This window comes from Exiguobacterium sp. UBA5002 (assembly GCF_002396765.1).
Lineage (GTDB): Bacteria > Bacillota > Bacilli > Exiguobacteriales > Exiguobacteriaceae > Exiguobacterium_A.
This window is the reverse complement of sequence record NZ_DGYQ01000021.1, coordinates 493-17,488: the sequence shown is the minus strand read 5'-3', so window position 1 is coordinate 17,488 and position 16,996 is coordinate 493. Positions and strand designations below refer to the sequence as shown.

15 protein-coding genes are annotated in these 16,996 nt (G+C 44.6%); 10 read left to right on the top strand and 5 right to left on the bottom strand.

What is annotated here, in order from left to right; genetic code table 11:
* Positions 1 to 39 precede the first annotated feature (39 nt).
* From B4C70_RS05425 to B4C70_RS05405, 5 genes are all read left to right on the top strand, one after another.
* A complete protein-coding gene (locus tag B4C70_RS05425; RefSeq protein WP_290777404.1) occupies positions 40 to 1,803 on the top strand; it encodes a two-component system sensor histidine kinase NtrB in 1,764 nt (587 codons plus the stop codon).
* Positions 1,800 to 2,753 carry a sugar ABC transporter substrate-binding protein gene (locus tag B4C70_RS05420; RefSeq protein WP_290777402.1) on the top strand — a complete coding sequence of 318 codons (954 nt, stop codon included), beginning with the start codon at positions 1,800 to 1,802 and terminating at the stop codon, positions 2,751 to 2,753. The genes B4C70_RS05425 and B4C70_RS05420 overlap by 4 nt, the downstream gene beginning before the upstream one ends.
* Positions 2,754 to 2,800: 47 nt before the next feature.
* The gene (locus tag B4C70_RS05415) at positions 2,801 to 4,153 is read left to right on the top strand and encodes a DEAD/DEAH box helicase (protein WP_064300313.1); all 1,353 of its coding nucleotides are present in this window, start codon (positions 2,801 to 2,803) and stop codon (positions 4,151 to 4,153) included.
* A gap of 98 nt (positions 4,154 to 4,251) precedes the next feature.
* Positions 4,252 to 5,154, top strand: coding sequence for a deoxyribonuclease IV (locus B4C70_RS05410; RefSeq protein ID WP_290777400.1), 903 nt, complete (start codon positions 4,252 to 4,254; stop codon positions 5,152 to 5,154).
* A gap of 20 nt (positions 5,155 to 5,174) precedes the next feature.
* Entirely contained in the window at positions 5,175 to 5,792 is a 618-nt protein-coding gene (locus B4C70_RS05405; protein ID WP_290777398.1) for a hypothetical protein, read from the top strand.
* 120 nt (positions 5,793 to 5,912) lie between these two features.
* Here B4C70_RS05405 and B4C70_RS05400 read toward each other — a convergent pair whose 3' ends face one another.
* The 3 genes from B4C70_RS05400 to B4C70_RS05390 form a co-directional block, all read right to left on the bottom strand.
* On the bottom strand, positions 5,913 to 6,083 hold the full coding sequence (locus B4C70_RS05400) for a XapX domain-containing protein (protein ID WP_023467523.1): 171 nt from the start codon (positions 6,081 to 6,083) through the stop codon (positions 5,913 to 5,915).
* Between the two features lie 65 nt (positions 6,084 to 6,148).
* A complete protein-coding gene (locus B4C70_RS05395) occupies positions 6,149 to 8,302 on the bottom strand; it encodes an RNA degradosome polyphosphate kinase (protein WP_290777396.1) in 2,154 nt (717 codons plus the stop codon).
* Positions 8,299 to 9,837, bottom strand: coding sequence for a Ppx/GppA family phosphatase (locus tag B4C70_RS05390; RefSeq protein ID WP_290777394.1), 1,539 nt, complete (start codon positions 9,835 to 9,837; stop codon positions 8,299 to 8,301). The genes B4C70_RS05395 and B4C70_RS05390 overlap by 4 nt, the downstream gene beginning before the upstream one ends.
* 215 nt (positions 9,838 to 10,052) lie before the next feature.
* On the opposite strand from B4C70_RS05390, the gene B4C70_RS05385 reads away from it, so the two are divergent.
* The 5 genes from B4C70_RS05385 to B4C70_RS05365 all read left to right on the top strand — a co-directional run bounded on the left by B4C70_RS05385 (position 10,053) and on the right by B4C70_RS05365 (position 15,595).
* Positions 10,053 to 10,820, top strand: a complete 768-nt coding sequence (locus tag B4C70_RS05385; RefSeq protein ID WP_035409184.1) for a metal ABC transporter ATP-binding protein — start codon at positions 10,053 to 10,055, stop codon at positions 10,818 to 10,820.
* Positions 10,817 to 11,686: a metal ABC transporter permease gene (locus B4C70_RS05380; RefSeq protein WP_035409182.1), complete on the top strand. Its 870-nt coding sequence runs from the start codon at positions 10,817 to 10,819 to the stop codon at positions 11,684 to 11,686. Before B4C70_RS05385 ends, B4C70_RS05380 begins: the two co-directional genes overlap by 4 nt.
* Positions 11,658 to 12,089: a Fur family transcriptional regulator gene (locus B4C70_RS05375; RefSeq protein WP_035409180.1), complete on the top strand. Its 432-nt coding sequence runs from the start codon at positions 11,658 to 11,660 to the stop codon at positions 12,087 to 12,089. Before B4C70_RS05380 ends, B4C70_RS05375 begins: the two co-directional genes overlap by 29 nt.
* Before the next feature lie 91 nt (positions 12,090 to 12,180).
* Complete coding sequence (locus B4C70_RS05370; RefSeq protein ID WP_290777392.1) at positions 12,181 to 13,614, top strand: NAD(P)H-hydrate dehydratase; 1,434 nt, start codon at positions 12,181 to 12,183, stop codon at positions 13,612 to 13,614.
* Positions 13,615 to 13,765: 151 nt separating this feature from the next.
* Positions 13,766 to 15,595 (top strand): bifunctional diguanylate cyclase/phosphodiesterase, encoded by a 1,830-nt coding sequence (locus B4C70_RS05365; RefSeq protein WP_290777390.1) that lies wholly within the window; start codon positions 13,766 to 13,768, stop codon positions 15,593 to 15,595.
* A gap of 60 nt (positions 15,596 to 15,655) precedes the next feature.
* Here the strand turns inward: B4C70_RS05365 and B4C70_RS05360 are convergent, their stop codons facing one another.
* Together B4C70_RS05360 and B4C70_RS05355 are read right to left on the bottom strand one after the other, a co-directional pair.
* Positions 15,656 to 16,621, bottom strand: coding sequence for a diguanylate cyclase (locus B4C70_RS05360; RefSeq protein WP_349678012.1), 966 nt, complete (start codon positions 16,619 to 16,621; stop codon positions 15,656 to 15,658).
* Positions 16,622 to 16,881: 260 nt separating this feature from the next.
* On the bottom strand, positions 16,882 to 16,996 hold a 115-nt coding region (locus tag B4C70_RS05355; protein WP_290777490.1), incomplete at its 5' end, for an IS3 family transposase.

Below are 16,996 nucleotides of genomic sequence, written 5' to 3'. Positions count from 1 at the left end.
CTAATGAAGTTGTCAATTATTCAAAAGGGAGGCGAAGGGATGGAGTCTAAGAAAATGATGCGGTCGTATTTTTTTCAAATCACCGCTGTCTTATTCATCCTGATTTGTCTTGTCATTTCAGCGCTTGCCTTCACTGCGGACCGGGTCACGATTTCCCGAGTCGAACAACAAACAGAAAAACAGAGTGAAAAAAGTGTTGAAGTCTCTGGGAATGCGATTCGCGACAATGTCGGGAATTTGCATGAAGAAATCATGAGCTTGCAGTTGAATGTCAAAAACCCTAAAAAGTTGAGTCGGAAAATTGAGGAGTCTAAATTGTTAGACATTGATACAGGGTTTAAAAGTCTCTTTTATTTTGACCGAAAGACGAAACAAATCACCTGGTTCTCAAGCGATGATCGTCGAGTGGAGAATAGTACCATCCTAAAAGACGATGATTTTGTGCAAACGTTGACGAGTACGGATTTTCATATGAGCAAGCTATATACAATGGAGTCAGATGCTGTCACGTACATGTTCATCCCGATTCGAGACGGCAATGAGCGTGTCGGAGTCTTTGGTGGTGGATTAAGCATCATGAATTCGATTGTTTTTCGAAATTCACTTGAATCGTTCGACGATCAGACCATTGCTTACCTTTTCAATAGTAAAAAACAATTGTTAGCCACATCCAGTAATCTCGTGACAGATGAAGAGCGCGTATTATCGAGAAGTGTGGTTGACCGTGCTTTTAAATCGCTAGAACCTTCCGAGATTTTTAGTACGAATCAAGATATGTATTACTTTGCGAAAGATTTAAAAGTGACGGATTGGAAAATACTCGTTCGAACGCCGCGAAATGTTTTTTATGAACCGGTCTATACGACACGACAACAATATTTGATCATCGCGGCTTTAACGCTTGTCCTCAGTCTAATTGTCGGCTATTTGATGTCGAAGCAGTTGACCGCGCCGATGCTTGAACTTGTGAATAAGATCGAGAAAAGCACCTCGCCCAAACCGATCGTTCTTGAGCGAGCGGGATCTAATGAGGTCAAGACACTCGTTGCCGCCTATAACGAGTATGCACAACGGATGGAAAATGCGCGTCTTGAGCAATTGAGTCAGCAACAAACGATGTTACATCAAGAAAAATTAGCATCACTCGGTCAATTAGCAGCCGGGATCGCGCATGAAATCCGTAATCCATTGACGCCTGTCAAGATGACCTTACAGTTGTTAGCGGCGGAAAAAGATCGTGATCCTGAAATGCTTGTGCTTGCCTTATCAGAACTCGATCGGGCGAATGGTATGATTCAAACGATGCTCGATCTGTCAAAAGGTGAGAACAATGCGCTTCGAAAAACGACGATTGATATGAATGATTTAATGAAGAAATTGACATATATCCTCGAAGCTGAAGCGCATCATTACGAGGCGGACTGCAAGATTTATACACCATCCTTTATGCCGAAGATTTATGCGTCAGAAGAGGGGATCTTGCAGATTTTAGCAAACTGTGTCCGAAATGCCCTACAAGCTGTTGCGTTTAAAGGACCGGACGGCATATGTCATCTGCATGTCCATGTCTATCCAGAAGAGGTCGTCTTCATTGTTCAGGATAACGGAATCGGTATGGACGGAGATCAAATCGAACATGTCGGTCAAGCGTTCAAAACATCGAAAGTCGACGGAAATGGACTTGGGATCTTCATGTCGAAACAAATCGTCCGTGATCATAAAGGGAAAATGATCTTTGATAGTAAGCCGGGCGTCGGTACGACGATTCAAGTTCACTTGCCACGAAAGGAGCAAATGGAATGAAATTCAATAAGGCCTGGTTATTCGTCCTGATTGTCTGGATTTCATCCGTTCTGTTCATTTCCAACTTGTTCGTCAATCCAGATCCTAGTCCACAACGTCATCTCGTTGGATTTACGATCGTGAATGATAAGCATGAGTTCGCACAACGGCTCGTCGATGCGTTCAAGACACAAGCCAAACTGAATAAATACGAAGCGGTCGTCACGACTTCCCATAACTCACGCATCAATGAACGGGAGCAGATTCAAGAGTTCATTCGGATGAAAGTCGATGCGATCTTCGTGACGACACTAGATGACGTCTATATCGCTAATGCATTAGAAGAAGCGGCTCGTGCCGGGATTCCGGTTTTTGCCATCGATCGATTAATCCGCTCCGATGCAGTCGTCAGTTCAATCACTTCAAATAATCAATTGATTGGGGAACAACTTGCATCATTCATTAAACACGAACGTATCAAGCAGACGGGACGAGCTACCGCCAATATCATTGAAGTCGCAGGGACAGCAAACGTCAATACAACCAATGAACGACACCGAGGATTTTTGACTGGTCTTGAGCGTGAGCCGGAACTTCAGATTGTCGAATCCGTTAATGGGGATTACGACCCCATCACTTCAGAAAAGGTCATGACGCAGGTGATTGAGTCAGGAATTCCGTTTGATGCCGTCTATTGTCATAATGACGATATCGCGCTCGGTGTCCTCGAAGCATTGAAAAAAGCAGGCATCAAAGGAAAAATAATTGTCGGCATAGACGGGAATCGTGCTATATTAGAAGCTGTTGACATGAAATCGATGGATGCGACGGTCGTCCAGAGTGCTGATGAGATGATGAAAGTCGCCTTCAGTGCATTGAAGCTTCATACGAAAAACAAAAAGATTCCAACTCGTTTTTATACGTACTCCTATCTGTATGACGGTAGTAGACCCATAACCATGTTGAACTAATCGAGAGGCAGAAGCCTCAGCAAATAAGGAAAGGACGGTGTCAATTCATGAATGGATTCAGCCATTATCAATTACACCCGTTCGTCATCGAAGCACTCGATGACGCCCGCATCACAAAACCGACCGACATTCAGTCGCGGATCATCCCAGCTGCAGTAAAGGGACGCGATATCATCGGTCAATCACAAACAGGAACAGGAAAAACGTTATCGTTCCTTCTTCCAATCGTTCAAAACGTCGATCCAAAGCTTCAAGAATTACAAGCCATCATCGTTGCTCCAACGCGCGAACTTGCATGGCAAATTCATGAAGAACTGAAATCGTTACTCGTGAAGGAACCAGACTTCATCAAGACGAGTCTTATTACAGGTGGAATGGATCGCGAACGTCAAATCGGTCGTGTGAAAGTCTCACCTCAAATCGTTATCGGAACACCGGGACGTATTTTAGACCTATTCAAAGAACAGGCTTTAAAACCACATTTCGTGAAGCACTACGTTATCGATGAAGCGGATCAAATGCTCGACATGGGCTTCTTGCCAGAAGTTGACCGGATTGCGCAAGCTCTTCCAGAACAGCTTCAGATGATGGTCTTCTCAGCAACGATTCCTGAGAAATTGCAACCGTTCTTGAAAAAATACATGAACAACCCGCGTTATGCGCATGTGGATCCAAAACAACAGACAGCGAAGAAAATCGTTCACCATACGATTCCGGTCAAGCATCGTGAGCGCTCACAATTGACGTTGAAAGTCGCGAAAGCGCTGAATCCGTATATCTGTCTAATTTTTACGAATACAAAAGCAGAAGCAATCGAAGTCGAAGCTTTGTTCCTAGAAGCAGGACTGAACGTTGGTTCCCTTCACGGAGATCTTCCGGCACGTCGTCGTAAACAAGCCATCAAAGAAATCAACGATGCGAAGTATCAATACGTCATCGTGACGGATCTTGCAGCACGCGGAATTGATATTTCAGGTGTGTCACACGTCATCAACCATGGTATTCCAAAAGATTTGGACTTCTACGTCCACCGTGTCGGTCGGACAGGTCGCGTCGATCAAGATGGATTGGCATACACATTGTTTGAAGATCACGAGAACGGTATGATCAATCGTTTAGAGGACCGTGGCATTCAATTCACGAACGTCGATGTCAAAGGCAGTCAAATCGTCGAGGTCAAAGAACGTCGTCGTGCGAAGCCGCACATGAAAACTGCTGTCTCGAAGACAGCGCATAGCCGTCTGTCGGGTGAAGCAGCAAAAGCGAAAAAGCGCGTTAAACCAGGTTATAAGAAGAAGCATCAATATAAGTTGAAAGAAACAGCAAAACGTGAACGCATCAAAGAACAACGTGGTGTCGGTCGCGCGCAACGTAAAGAAAACGCACGCAAATCAAAATAACTCCATTGATGACACCCGTGAAATGAAAAAACATTTTTCGGGTGTCTTGTCGTTTTCAAGATTTGGTACACTGTAAAAAGAGAAAGGTGGAAAAGAACATGAAAATAGGTTCACACGTCTCCGTTTCGGGGAAAAAAATGCTGTTAGGTGCAAGTGAGGAAGCGGCATCTTACGGTGCAACGACGATGATGGTCTATACAGGAGCACCTCAAAATACACGCCGTAAGCCGATGGAAGAGTTACGGATTCAAGAAGCATTGCAACATATGAGTGCTAATGGAATAGAGGAAATCGTCGTGCATGCGCCGTATATCATCAACTTAGGGAATACGACGAAACCCGAGACATTCGAACTCGCTGTTTCGTTTTTAGCAGCAGAAATTAAACGAGCAGAAGCGCTTGAAAAGGCGCAACACATCGTATTACATCCTGGTGCGCATGTCGGTGCTGGGGAAGAAATCGGAATCAAACGGATCGTCGAAGGACTCAATGAAGTACTGACAGGTGACGAACAGGTCAAGATCGCGCTTGAGACGATGGCTGGAAAAGGATCGGAAATCGGAAAAACCTTCGAGGAACTTGCTCAAATCATCGAAGGCGTCACACATCATGATCGTCTGTCCGTCTGTCTCGATACATGTCACGTGCATGATGCAGGATACGATATCGTGCACGACTTAGATGGTGTTCTTGAACAATTCGACCGGATCGTTGGACTGGATCGTCTTGGTGTCATCCATGTAAATGACTCAAAGAATATCCGTGGTGCTCGAAAGGACCGTCATGAAAATATTGGTTTCGGTGAGATTGGATTTGATGTCTTACATCGTGTCGTGCATCATCCTGCTCTAGCACATTTACCGAAAATCTTAGAGACGCCATACATCGGGCTCGATCCAAAGAAAAAAGTGGCACCGTATAAACAAGAAATCGATATGTTACGTTCGGGTGCGTTTGATGCAGACTGGCGTCTACCGATTCTAGGAGCACCAGTCGAATAACTCATAAAGGGGTGTCTGTGATGTGTCATATACTCGTCGTTGATGAGACTAGTTTTGCGATACGACAAGCTGTTGTCCACTACTATGAAACAAAGGAACCGTTTTATTTGCCGGCAGAACTGGTAGAGGGAGAAGAGGTGTTTCTTGCGACGACTGACGGTATCATGGCGTATGCTGAAGCCTTGTTCACCGAGTATACGACACGTCCAGAAGATCCATTTTGGTTGACGAATGCTGACGACTCGGAAGGGTCATATGTGTGCCTTGATCTCATCAGTGTGGATTTACGTCATCCCTTACTTGGACGACCACTCGATCAACTTGGTCTTAAAACTGGACCGGTCGAAGGCGTGTTTCGCACGCGTCTGCTTGATTCATGGCAGTATGGGTATTTCGAAACGGATGTACTGACACTCGAACAATCTAAACAACGTCGAATCGAGCGCTTCAAGGAGCGAAATCATCTGGAACAAGTCGCGCGTCAATGTATGCATTGTGAAGATTCTAGGCAGTCGATACTGGAATGGCATTTGACACCAGAAGGATATCAGACGGTTTGCCCGACCTGTCACCGATGGTTACATCAACAGATGCTTCATGCGGTGGATACGGCAGCAGCAACGGAAGAGAGTGAGTAAAATCTTTTCCTATTCAAGCAGAGCTCGCACGATCGACATTTAATCATTAAAACTATAAAAAGAATCAAAAAACAGTTCTCTTTTCTGCGCTGGCAGCAAAGAGAACTGTTTTTGTTTGGATTAGAAAAAGCGTTCTACTAAAAATAGATAGATTTTCATCCCAAGGAAGACACCGAAGATTCCGACGACGGCTGGAAAAACAGGTGGGGCAGGAATCGGCAGTTTCAGTGCGGTAAACACGACGCCGCAGATGACGCCGGCGAGAAGGGATAATAAGATTTGCTGAAGCATACATTTCGTCCTTTCTGCTGTAAATCAACATTTGAAGTAGAGTACGTAGTAAAACATGACCAACATCATGTAGCATTTTGATCAAGAATGACTTTGTCCTCTTTCTTTTCGATTGTGATCCACTTTTGTGTTAATGGTGTTGTAAAACTAGGTTTTTGTTTGAGTTTGCCGCTCGTATAGTCTTGAATCAGCAACTGGGATTCACAGCTCTGTTTTCCGTCCTTCACGTAATGATAAGATCCATCCGCTGCCTGTTCACGCGACTTCACATTATCAGCAAGGGCGAGGGCGAGACAATCCTTTAGATATTGTTTATGTTCTTCGTCCATGATCGGGAACAAGATTTCAATCCGTTTTCGCATGTTGCGTGTCATCCAGTCAGCGCTTGACCCATACATCAAATCCTGCCCGTTGTGATGGAAGTAGAAGATGCGTGAATGTTCCAAATAACGATCAACGATCGAGATGACGCGAATGTTCTCCGAAACACCTGGAATGCCAGGACGCAGACAACAGACGCCACGAACGATAAGTTCGACTTGTACACCGGCGCGCGATGCCTTATAAAGACGTAAAATGATGTCTTTCTCTGTTAAACTATTCATCTTGGCGACGATTCGACCGTTTCCGTGTTTTTGATGATGATGGATTTCTTCATCAATCAATGACAGGAACTTCTCAAGCATCGCGTTCGGTGAAGTTTGGATGACGTTCCATTCCGGTTGTTCCCCGTATCCGGACAACCAGTTGAAGAAGTTTGTCGCATCTTCGGCGATTTCTTCTCGAGCGGTCAGTAATCCGACGTCCGTGTATAGTTTCGCCGTCGAATCATTATAGTTGCCGGTGCCAAGATGGGCGAAACGCTGAATCTTTCCTTCGTGGAGTCGGACGACGAGCGTGATCTTCGAGTGCGTCTTTAAATCACTATATCCGTAGATGACATGAGCGCCGGCTTTTTCTAGCTGCTTTGCCCACTCGATGTTCTTCGCCTCGTCGAATCGAGCTTTGAGTTCGACGAGGACAGTGACCTGTTTCCCGTTCTCGGCTGCTGTTTTTAAGGCTTTAATGATCGGTGAGTCACCAGATACGCGGTAAAGGGTTTGTTTGATGGCAAGGACGTTCGGATCATTCGCCGCTTGGACGATGAACCGGACGATCGGATCAAACGTATGATACGGATGATGCAAGAGATAGTCGCGTTCGAGTAATTGATTGAACAGATTTTTTGAACTATCGAGTGCGGGTGGGTCGACCGGCATGATCGTTTGATAGATCAAATGATCATATTCAACACCGATTTGACTGTAGAAGGCGAAGGAGAACGTCAAATCAATCGGACCATCCACAGCAAAGATATCGCGTTCCTGCAAATCAAGTACATCGCGTAGCATGTTGACTAGTTCAGTATTGATGGCAGCTTTTTGGACTTCAAGTCGAATTGCTACCCCCCAACGCCGTTTTTTTAATTCCTTTTCGATTAACTTCAATAAATCGTGTGTCCCTTCTTCGTGAAACGGAAGGTCGGCATTTCGGGTGATCCGAAATGGCATGGCAGACAACACGCGATAGCCTTTAAATAAACTGTCAATGAAGGCGATGATGACGTCTTCGAGTAAGATGACAGCCGTCGTCTCGTCATCTTCTACCGGTAAATCGACGAATCGCGGTAAAACAGCAGGTACTTGTACGAGTGCCAAATTTCGTTTCGTCCCGTCTTCTGCTTCAAGAACCGTTGCGATGTTAAGTGATTTTGAAGACAACATCGGGAACGGACGATAGGCATCGACAGCAACAGGCGTGAGTACCGGAAAAACTTGTTCACGGAAAAAGGATTTTACATAGGTCGTTTGTTCTGAAGTCAGGGCGTCGTATTTTAAGAATGTAATGCCTTCATCGGATAACGTCTGATTGATTGCTTGAAATGCTTCGTATTGCCGATCGACTAACTCTTTTGTTTTCAACGCGATCGCACGTAACTGTTGTTTAGGTGTCATCTGTTGTTTATTTTCCGGTTTATTGAACCCGGCGAGCACTTCATCCTTTAAGCCACCGACCCTTACCATATAGAACTCGTCTAAATTGGAACTAAAGATACCGAGAAACTTAAAACGTTCCATTAATGGATTGCGTGTGTCAAAAGCTTCAGCCAGTACACGTTCGTTGAACTGGAGCCAGCTGAGCTCACGATTGTTGAAATGTTCCGGTATGTCGAGCTTCATGAAGGAAGATCTCCTTTCGTTTCGAAGGTAATCGTACAATCAATGATTCGTTCCAGGTGTTTCTTTTGTTTTTCGGCTTTTTCGACTTCAAATCCATAATCGTGATCGCCTGTATCGAGGACGAATTGGAGTTGGTCCTTTTTAAGGAACAGTTCCAAATGATCGACAGCTTTTCGTTCCGTCACGTCGAGGGCATGGCTTAACTTGAGTAAAGAACCGAGTAAGTCGAAGCGGTCCAGTGATTCTTCCGTGAACCATTCTTTAAACGGCTTTGCGAATTGTTGCATCCGTTTCGCTGAAGAATAGGAGCTGACAAGGGAGAGCGCAACGCGATCCTTGTGCGTCATGCCATTCATTTCGGTGTTCGTCAACAAATAAAACGTTTGGTCTGATCGCGTATCCGGATTAATGTATTGACCGCAATAAAACAAACGACTTGCGGAATCGAGGAGGCGTAAATCGGACGCTCGTTCTGATACCAGGTCTAACGTGACGAGTTGACGGTACATCGATTTAGCAAGTGTTCCGATATACGACGCACGATCACGATTGACCTTATAATCACTTTCAAGCTGATAGAGGCTCTGCTCACGTACGTTTTCAATCCGGCGGTATGCTTCGTCCTGCACGTCGAACTCGTAAACAAGACCTTCACGAAGACCGAGATTGCTCATGATGAATTCTTCCGCTTCGATGTGTTGAGCTAACCCTTGGATCGCAATCAATGCCGGCAGGAAAATATCGATTCGATCCTTTGATAACCCTTCGATTTTCGATAGCTGTTTCGCTGATTTCCCTTCCAGATCATCGACCATCTTCGCGAGTTCCTTCGCCTTGATTTGATATTGATGAACGCTCCGAAGCGGATAATCCTGATTGGATTGATGGATACGAACGAAGTTTCGGGCAGAACCACCGACACCGATTAAAGGAAGCTTTTTATCACTTAGCCATGGTATCGATTCGAATTGTTCCCGTAAGAATTTCACCAACTTCTTCTTATCACTTGCACTAAGTGTCTCGTCGGAAACGAATTGCCGTGTCAATGTGACGGCGCCAAATGGAAAGCTATGATACGCTACCATCTCGCGATTTTCGATCAAGGTGACTTCCATGGAACCACCGCCGATGTCGACAGAAAACCCATCTGTCAGGAAGGTAGAATTGATGATAGCAAAATAACCATAGTATGCTTCTTGTTCGTCTGTTAGAACCTGAATGGAAAAAGGTGTGTTTTCAGTAACGGATTTAACAATTGCTTCTCGATTCGTCGCATTACGAATAGCAGCGGTCGCGACGCAAATCGTCTCTTCGACCTCATGGGTGACACCGACTTCGTAAAATCGATGTAACGTTTCTTCGAGTAACGAGATGCCTGCGTCGTCAAGTGCTCCGTCTTTATTGATATGAGCAGATAAACGCGCGACGACTTTAATGTTAATCTTCTCGATGTAACGACCAGAAGCGATCGGATGGAAGATGACATAACGAATTGAGTTGGAACCGATATCGATGACTGCAAGTTCTTGTTTCAAGTGACCTCGACTCCTCTCTGCGATGCGTGCATTAAAAGATTTCCCTTCCTGAACAAGCCGGAAACAGCTAGTTTCTGTCTTTATTGTACCTTGATTTTTTTCAAAGGAGGATAGGAAGTTGCTAGAGTTGCACCAATAATTAGCGAACGCTATAATAAGACAGTTGATTAAGACGTAATTATTCCGTTTTACGAAAACGGAAGGAGTGAAAATAAATGGAAACACCAATCATCGAGATTGATCAAGTCAGTTATGATTATCCAGATCGCCGGGTATTGAATCAAGTTTCGTTTCAGGTTCAACAAGGACAATTCTTAGCAATCGTCGGGGAAAATGGATCTGGGAAATCGACGCTGATCAAATGTATCTTAGGTTTATTGCAACCGAAAGGAACGATTCGCTTATTCGGACAACCCCAATCGCAATTCAATGAATGGTGGCGAATCAGCTATGTCTCGCAAAAAGCAGCTTCGTTTAACTCGGGTTTCCCGGTAACTGTCGCAGAAGTCGTCGAGATGGGGTTGTATGCTAAAAAAGGACTTTTTCGTCGTTTGTCACGCGATGATCGAGACAAAGTACGGACTGCCCTTGAAACAGTCGGGATGTGGGAACGCCGTGATTCAAAAGTCGGCGACTTGTCCGGCGGTCAACAACAACGCGTCTTCATCGCGCGTGCGCTCGTCAACGATCCAGACTTAATGATTTTAGATGAACCAACTGTTGGTGTCGATCAGCGATACGTGAAAGAATTTTATGAAATTCTTGAAGAACTGCGTCGAGATAAACGGCGAACGTTCGTCCTTGTGACACATGATATCCATTTCGTCAGCAAACTCGTCACGGATGTCATTCATTTGGTCGATGGACGCTTAGGTTGTAACTGTGGCATTAAAGAGTATTGGGAACTAGATGAACAGACGATCCGCTCCCTCTATCCAGTTCCGGGACGTGTCCTCGTTCACGAAGGGAAGAGTGTCCAATGATCGAAGCATTCATGACGTTGAAATTTTTACAGTATGCTTTAGTAGCTGCCATTTTAATTGGATTCACGGCCCCATTGATTGGCTCGTTCGTCGTCGTCCGGCGGATGAGCCTGATCGCAGATGCACTTTCGCACGTCACGTTAGCTGGGATTGCACTCAGTCTCTTGATTTCTGGTATGGTCGCGCAATTAGCGGACTTAAATCCACTGTACTTAGGAATCGTGACGTCGGTCATCGCGGCATTGACGATTGATTGGTTGCGCGCTAAATATAAGCATTTTCAAGAACTCGCGATTCCGATCATCATGGCAACAGGGATGGGGCTCGGTGCGACATTCATTAGTCTTGCGAACGGCTTTTCAATGGATCTCGTCTCCTTCTTATTTGGAACGGTTTCGGCTGTTGCCTTAACGGATGTGTACACGATTCTTATCGTGACGGTCGTGGTCGTCATCTTCGTCTTTGCCTTTTATAAGGAATTGTTGTTCCTCTCATTTGACGAGGAACAGGCACGTGTCTCGGGAATTCGACTTCGTTTAGTTCACATTCTCTTTATGATCGTCGTTGCGCTTGTGATCGCGATTAGTATGCGAATCGTCGGAATTTTACTTGTCTCAAGCTTAATCACGTTGCCGGTTGCGGCAGCACTTCGAATTGCCAAAAGTTTTAAGACGACGATTTTTTTAGCTATCATCTTCGGTGAGATTGCAACAGTACTTGGACTCATCCTGGCTTATCAGTTTGATTTAGCACCCGGCGGAATGATTGTCCTACTTGCCGTGCTCGAACTGATCATCGTCATGCTGTTAGAACGTTTTTGGATAGGAGGTAAAACACATGAAGACGAACATCGAACAAGCGCGTGAACGAATGAAGGCTTCGGGGTTTAAAATGACGCCGAAACGTCTGGATTTGCTATCGTATCTGTTTGAAGTGAATCGGTATGTCAGTGCGCGGGAAGTGGCAGAAGCTCTCCGGACGTCTCATCCTTCGTTAAGTTATGATACGATTTATCGAAACTTGAATGATTTTTCGGAAATCGACTTATTAGAAGTGACGGAATTAGACGGTGAGATGAAATATCGGGCTGCTTGTGCTTCCGGTCATCACCATCATCATTTGATATGCCGAATCTGCGGCAAGACGGAGACGTTGAATGTCTGCCCGATGGAGTGGATTTCACCCGCTCAAGAGACTGGTTTTGAAGTCGAAGATCATAAATTCGAAATCTATGGACGTTGTGCGAATTGTCAACGCTTGACGTCTTAAATAGAAGGGAACGTCCATTCGGGACGTTTCTTTTTTGTTTTTATACGACTAGTCCTGATTAAAACGGGAATAGTCGAACAGAGGTGATGAGATGATGATTTATGATACACAGGAAGCACGACAAATTGATGAGTGGGCACGGACATCTGGGCTACCGCTCGAGGTGTTAATGGAGCGAGCCGGAAGTCAGATCGCAACACAGATTAAAACGCGCCATTCGAAGGCAGAACGAATACTGATTTTGTGTGGAACCGGTAATAATGGTGGGGATGGTTATGTCATTGGTCGCGAACTGATACGTGACGGATTCGATGTCACGCTATTCACTCCGTTTGGAAAGAGTCGTTCGGATAGTGCGGCGATGCATACTCATTATGCAGAAGCGTTCGGACTTGTAGCCGAAAAACCATGTGGTCGATATGATGTCATTTTGGATGCCTTATACGGTACTGGATTTGATCCAGGTCGGATTAATCCGGAATTCGAGGCGCAGTGTGCATTCGTATCGGAACAAAAGCAGCAAGGAGCACGCATCTATGCAATAGATGTTCCGAGCGGTGTGCCGACGGACCATACTATAGGATTCAAAGAGATAGCGATTCGAGCAGATGCGACATTTCAATTGCATGCGATGAAACGATCTACCTTTTTGATACGGACGGCACCGTTTTATGGAGAATCAGAAACGCTAGATATCGGATTACCGGCTTTTGGTGAATGGCGCGTCTCACCTAAGGATCTGGCTTCCTTGTTTAAGCGGGAACCATACGGTCACAAGGGGACATACGGAACGGCATTATTGATTGGAGGAAGTGACACGATGCCGGGATCCATCCAACTCGCGACGCGGGCAGCCTTAAGAACGGGAGTCGGTAAACTACAAGTCGCGACGACGTCACTTGCGAAACAGGGGATCATCGTTCAAGCACCGGAAGCGATGGTCATGGACCAGACGTTACCGGCGATTCAGAACGTGCTATCTTCCATATCAGCAGTTGGAATCGGTCCTGGTTTATCGCAAGAAGTAGCCGAAACATGGGTGGATCATCTACTTGAAAGTGATCTACCGGTAGTGTTAGATGCCGGAGCACTAATAAAAGAAAGTTACCCAGAACGAACCGCGCCGATCATCGTCACACCGCATATTGGCGAATTCGCTCGGATGACGAATCAGACTGTTGCAAGTATTCAAGATGATCTATTCGGTCAAGCAACTGAGTATGCCGTCTTGCATCAAGTAACTGTCGTTTTGAAATCCCATGTCATTTTAATCGCTAAACCAGATGGAGGTGGGTTTGTCATCTCTGGTGCATCGAGTGGTCTCGCAAAGGGAGGGAGCGGGGATACCTTGTTTGGAATTTTAACGAGTCTCCTTGCGCAACATCCATCAGGAGATGTCGAAAGAACGCTAGCGCTAGGAGCAGAGTGGTATGCGCGTGCTTCAAAACAAGTTGAACGACGATTACATCCAAGTAGTTTGTTAGCAACGGATGTCATCGAAGAGTTAGGACGATTTGGGTTATAGGACAATAATTGTTAGAGAAAAGTCTTCCGCGACACGTATGAGGGAAGACTTTTCTTTTTAGGAAAGAATTGACACGTTCGATACGATAGGAGTATCATCAAGCGATGTCGAAACCTATATACGAAAAAACTAATGGAAAGGAGGGAGATACATGGAGGACATTGTTCGGAAACAACAATGGTGGATCGGAAATTTTGCCCTTTTCATGATGCTTGTTGGCGCTTTAATCATTTATACGACGACGGAAGAGACGATAAAGAATGCATATTTAAGTCGTTCTGTCATTATTTCATTTTTAGTCCTCATGGGGATTTTTATTTTTTATATCAGTCGTCGTAAGATGGACGTGGTGTTGCAAACCCACTTATTGTCCTTGATGTTGCTCGTTGTTCCAATCACTTCGATTAGTTTTTTACCTTATGCGGCGGTCACCGTTTGGGTTAGCAGTTTTTTGTTTTTAATGATCGCTTTGATTTCGTATCAACGAATCATGATGTGGTACGCCATCATCATTGCCATCGCAACTAGTTTTTACGTCATGTGGAATGCCGATACCGTGACGGTGAAAATTGATCCGACTGATCATTATGGACGAATTGGCATGATTATAATTGGTGTTTCAATCGCCCTTGTCATCAATCACTTGCATATCCGTAATTTAAATCGTTTGAATGATTTGGCGATACAACTACACGATACGGCACGCTGTGACGAAGAAACAGGTATTTTGAATCGTCAAGGATTGAACGAAGTCGATTTCCCAAGACCTGAAAAACAGCTCATTTTTGTCGGGATTCATTTAGAAAATTATTATGAGTTGGCACGGTATTTTGGAGAAGACATTCAGTCACAAGTGTTACGGGCATGTATCGAACGGCTCAAGCGAAAACTACCTCCATATCAAGCTTTTGCTCGAATCGAAGCAGGAACGTTATTGATCGTCATGGAAAAGCCGGACAAGGTGGCATGTAAGGAAGTGATGGAAAAATTAAGTCAAGAAATTTCCATACCTTACGAAATCGAAGGGCATCATGTCTACGTCAACATATCCATCGTCATCGATAATGGAGAAGGGGCGACGGACAATCGGAAGCGTCGAGTACAGCAGTTATTGACTGCGCTACAGGAAGCCGCTCAACAAAATGAACGTGTGATGTGCATTGACCAAGCCTGGCGAAAGGATCAAGAATTGCGAGTCAAAGCAGCACAATCATTAGCACAGGCTAATATTGAAACGGACTTTCACCTCGTCTATCAATTGCAGTACGATGTTCGATCAGAGCAATTCATTGGTCTTGAAGCATTGGTTCGCTGGAAGACCTCGTTGCAAGGAGCTGATCGACCATCCGTCTTCATCCCGATTGCTGAAAAAAGTGACTTGATGATTCGTCTAGGAGAATGGATTTTTGAGGAAGGGTGTAAGACGCGTAAAGCATTGATCGGTCTCGTTCCGGATGAATTTACCTTATCGGTTAATGTATCGCCACGACAATTGACGAGTGAGTCATTCATGCCATTCATTGAACGAACGCTACTCAAGTATGCACTAAAGCCGCAACAGATTAAGATCGAGATCACGGAAAGTCAGTCGCTTGATTTTGAGAGTCAATCGATTCATCGAGCGCTCAAACGCATCAAAACACTCGATTTTCCAGTTTCTCTTGATGATTTCGGGACTGGTCATGCCTCGTATCACGTCCTCGAACGTTTATTACCGTTACGTCAATTAAAGATTCCAAAGCAATTCATTGAACAAATCGGAGCATCAGAGAAACGACAATCAATTCTTGAGTCGATTTTTCAATTGAGTCAGTCGATGCATGTCGAATGTATCGTCGAGGGGGTAGAGACGGGAGAAGAAGTACGCATTGCCAAAGAAATCGGGATTCATTTGTTCCAAGGCTACTTCTTCGCTAAACCGGTACCACTCGAAGAAATCATCTGTCTACTACAAAAAACGAATGAAGGAACGATTCATTAATCCCTAAAAAGCCACTTCAGTCCGAACCTTTCGGAGAGAAGTGGCTTTTTCATACAGTATTTATGATTGGTACAGTCGATATTGATTTCGGCCTTGTGTTTTTGCTTCATACAAAGCAATATCTGCTTGCTTGAAGACCGTTTCAGCGGGATGATGATGAGCGTAAGCAATTCCAGCAGATACCGTGATCGATACAGCGTGATCCTGCATGACAAATGGCGTTTGTTGAACGGCTGCCACGATTGTTTCTGCTAAATGAATAGGTTCGTAAAGGTCACAATCTGGAATGATGACGATGAACTCTTCACCGCCATATCGACCAACTGTAACAGGTGCGGGACAATGTTCATTCAATACAATCGAAAAATGGCGCAAGACGGCGTCGCCGCCGGCGTGACCATGCGTGTCATTCACACTCTTGAAGTGATCTAAGTCAAACAAGATGACGCCCCAAGAAGCTCTGTTTTTTTCAAGCGTCGTGACCTTTTCCAAAATGACATGTCGATTCGCAAGCCTTGTTAATTGATCGGTCGAAGCGAGATAGGATTGATAAGAGTAAAGAACAAAATGTTGTTGCAGGAGTAGTGACAAACGATAAAACAAAACGGCTCCGCCAATCGTTAAGATGAAATAAGGAATATAAATCGTCCTCCAGGCATCTACAGGGGAATTACTCGTAATCAGTCGCCAAAGAACAAGTAGAGAACCGACTGTCACGATGGCGGTAAAAAAATATCCTTGCCGTGTAATGAACCGACGACAAATAAATGACAGCATCAAAAAACCGAGTAGCGTTATGACAGAACTAAGTAGGACATTTATAGAATCGCCATTATCGATCAAAAAACGATAAATCAAAAGCATTAATCCCGTCACTGTGATACTGATGTTACCACCGAATAAAGCGGATAAAGCGAGAGGTAACAAACGCAAGTCAATCAGTGCGCCGTTTAAATCGATCGCATGATGCATAAGAAGAATACCGGTGATCCCATTAGCAAAACCAAAATACAGCCGAGTAGACATCATCGAGTCGGGTTGAATCGGTAAACGATCACGAAGCAGATAAAAGGCGAATGTAGAAACGAGAAAAATAATACAAATATTAACAAAAAAAGATATTCACTGTAGCAAGCATCATGAAGCACTTCCTAGTATAAAATTTAAAACGAAAATCATTGTAAGATATCTCAGAGTTCAATAACATGAAAAATGGAAAAAACAGCCTAATCGGCTGTTTTTGAACTGCTCCCTGTCAAGTAGACAGGACAAATAATAAAAATCTCTTAAACGGCTTGAGCTCTGTATTCTAACGGAGCCAAGCCGTTTAACCGTTGTTGGTACCGTTCTTCATTATAGAAATGAATATATTTCTGGATTGCGAGTCGGAGTTCGTCGAAC

What these genes read in the sequence shown, in the direction of transcription:
- B4C70_RS05405 (WP_290777398.1), top strand. Translation starts at nt 5,175, where the DNA reads ATGTGTCATATACTCGTCGTTGATGAGACTAGTTTTGCGATACGACAA.
- B4C70_RS05365 (WP_290777390.1), top strand. Translation starts at nt 13,766, where the DNA reads ATGGAGGACATTGTTCGGAAACAACAATGGTGGATCGGAAATTTTGCC.
- B4C70_RS05415 (WP_064300313.1), top strand. Translation starts at nt 2,801, where the DNA reads ATGAATGGATTCAGCCATTATCAATTACACCCGTTCGTCATCGAAGCA.
- B4C70_RS05425 (WP_290777404.1), top strand. Translation starts at nt 40, where the DNA reads ATGGAGTCTAAGAAAATGATGCGGTCGTATTTTTTTCAAATCACCGCT.
- B4C70_RS05410 (WP_290777400.1), top strand. Translation starts at nt 4,252, where the DNA reads ATGAAAATAGGTTCACACGTCTCCGTTTCGGGGAAAAAAATGCTGTTA.
- B4C70_RS05395 (WP_290777396.1), bottom strand. Translation starts at nt 8,302, where the DNA reads ATGAAGCTCGACATACCGGAACATTTCAACAATCGTGAGCTCAGCTGG.
- B4C70_RS05360 (WP_349678012.1), bottom strand. Translation starts at nt 16,621, where the DNA reads ATGTCTACTCGGCTGTATTTTGGTTTTGCTAATGGGATCACCGGTATT.
- B4C70_RS05370 (WP_290777392.1), top strand. Translation starts at nt 12,181, where the DNA reads ATGATGATTTATGATACACAGGAAGCACGACAAATTGATGAGTGGGCA.
- B4C70_RS05375 (WP_035409180.1), top strand. Translation starts at nt 11,658, where the DNA reads ATGAAGACGAACATCGAACAAGCGCGTGAACGAATGAAGGCTTCGGGG.
- B4C70_RS05385 (WP_035409184.1), top strand. Translation starts at nt 10,053, where the DNA reads ATGGAAACACCAATCATCGAGATTGATCAAGTCAGTTATGATTATCCA.
- B4C70_RS05400 (WP_023467523.1), bottom strand. Translation starts at nt 6,083, where the DNA reads ATGCTTCAGCAAATCTTATTATCCCTTCTCGCCGGCGTCATCTGCGGC.
- B4C70_RS05380 (WP_035409182.1), top strand. Translation starts at nt 10,817, where the DNA reads ATGATCGAAGCATTCATGACGTTGAAATTTTTACAGTATGCTTTAGTA.
- B4C70_RS05420 (WP_290777402.1), top strand. Translation starts at nt 1,800, where the DNA reads ATGAAATTCAATAAGGCCTGGTTATTCGTCCTGATTGTCTGGATTTCA.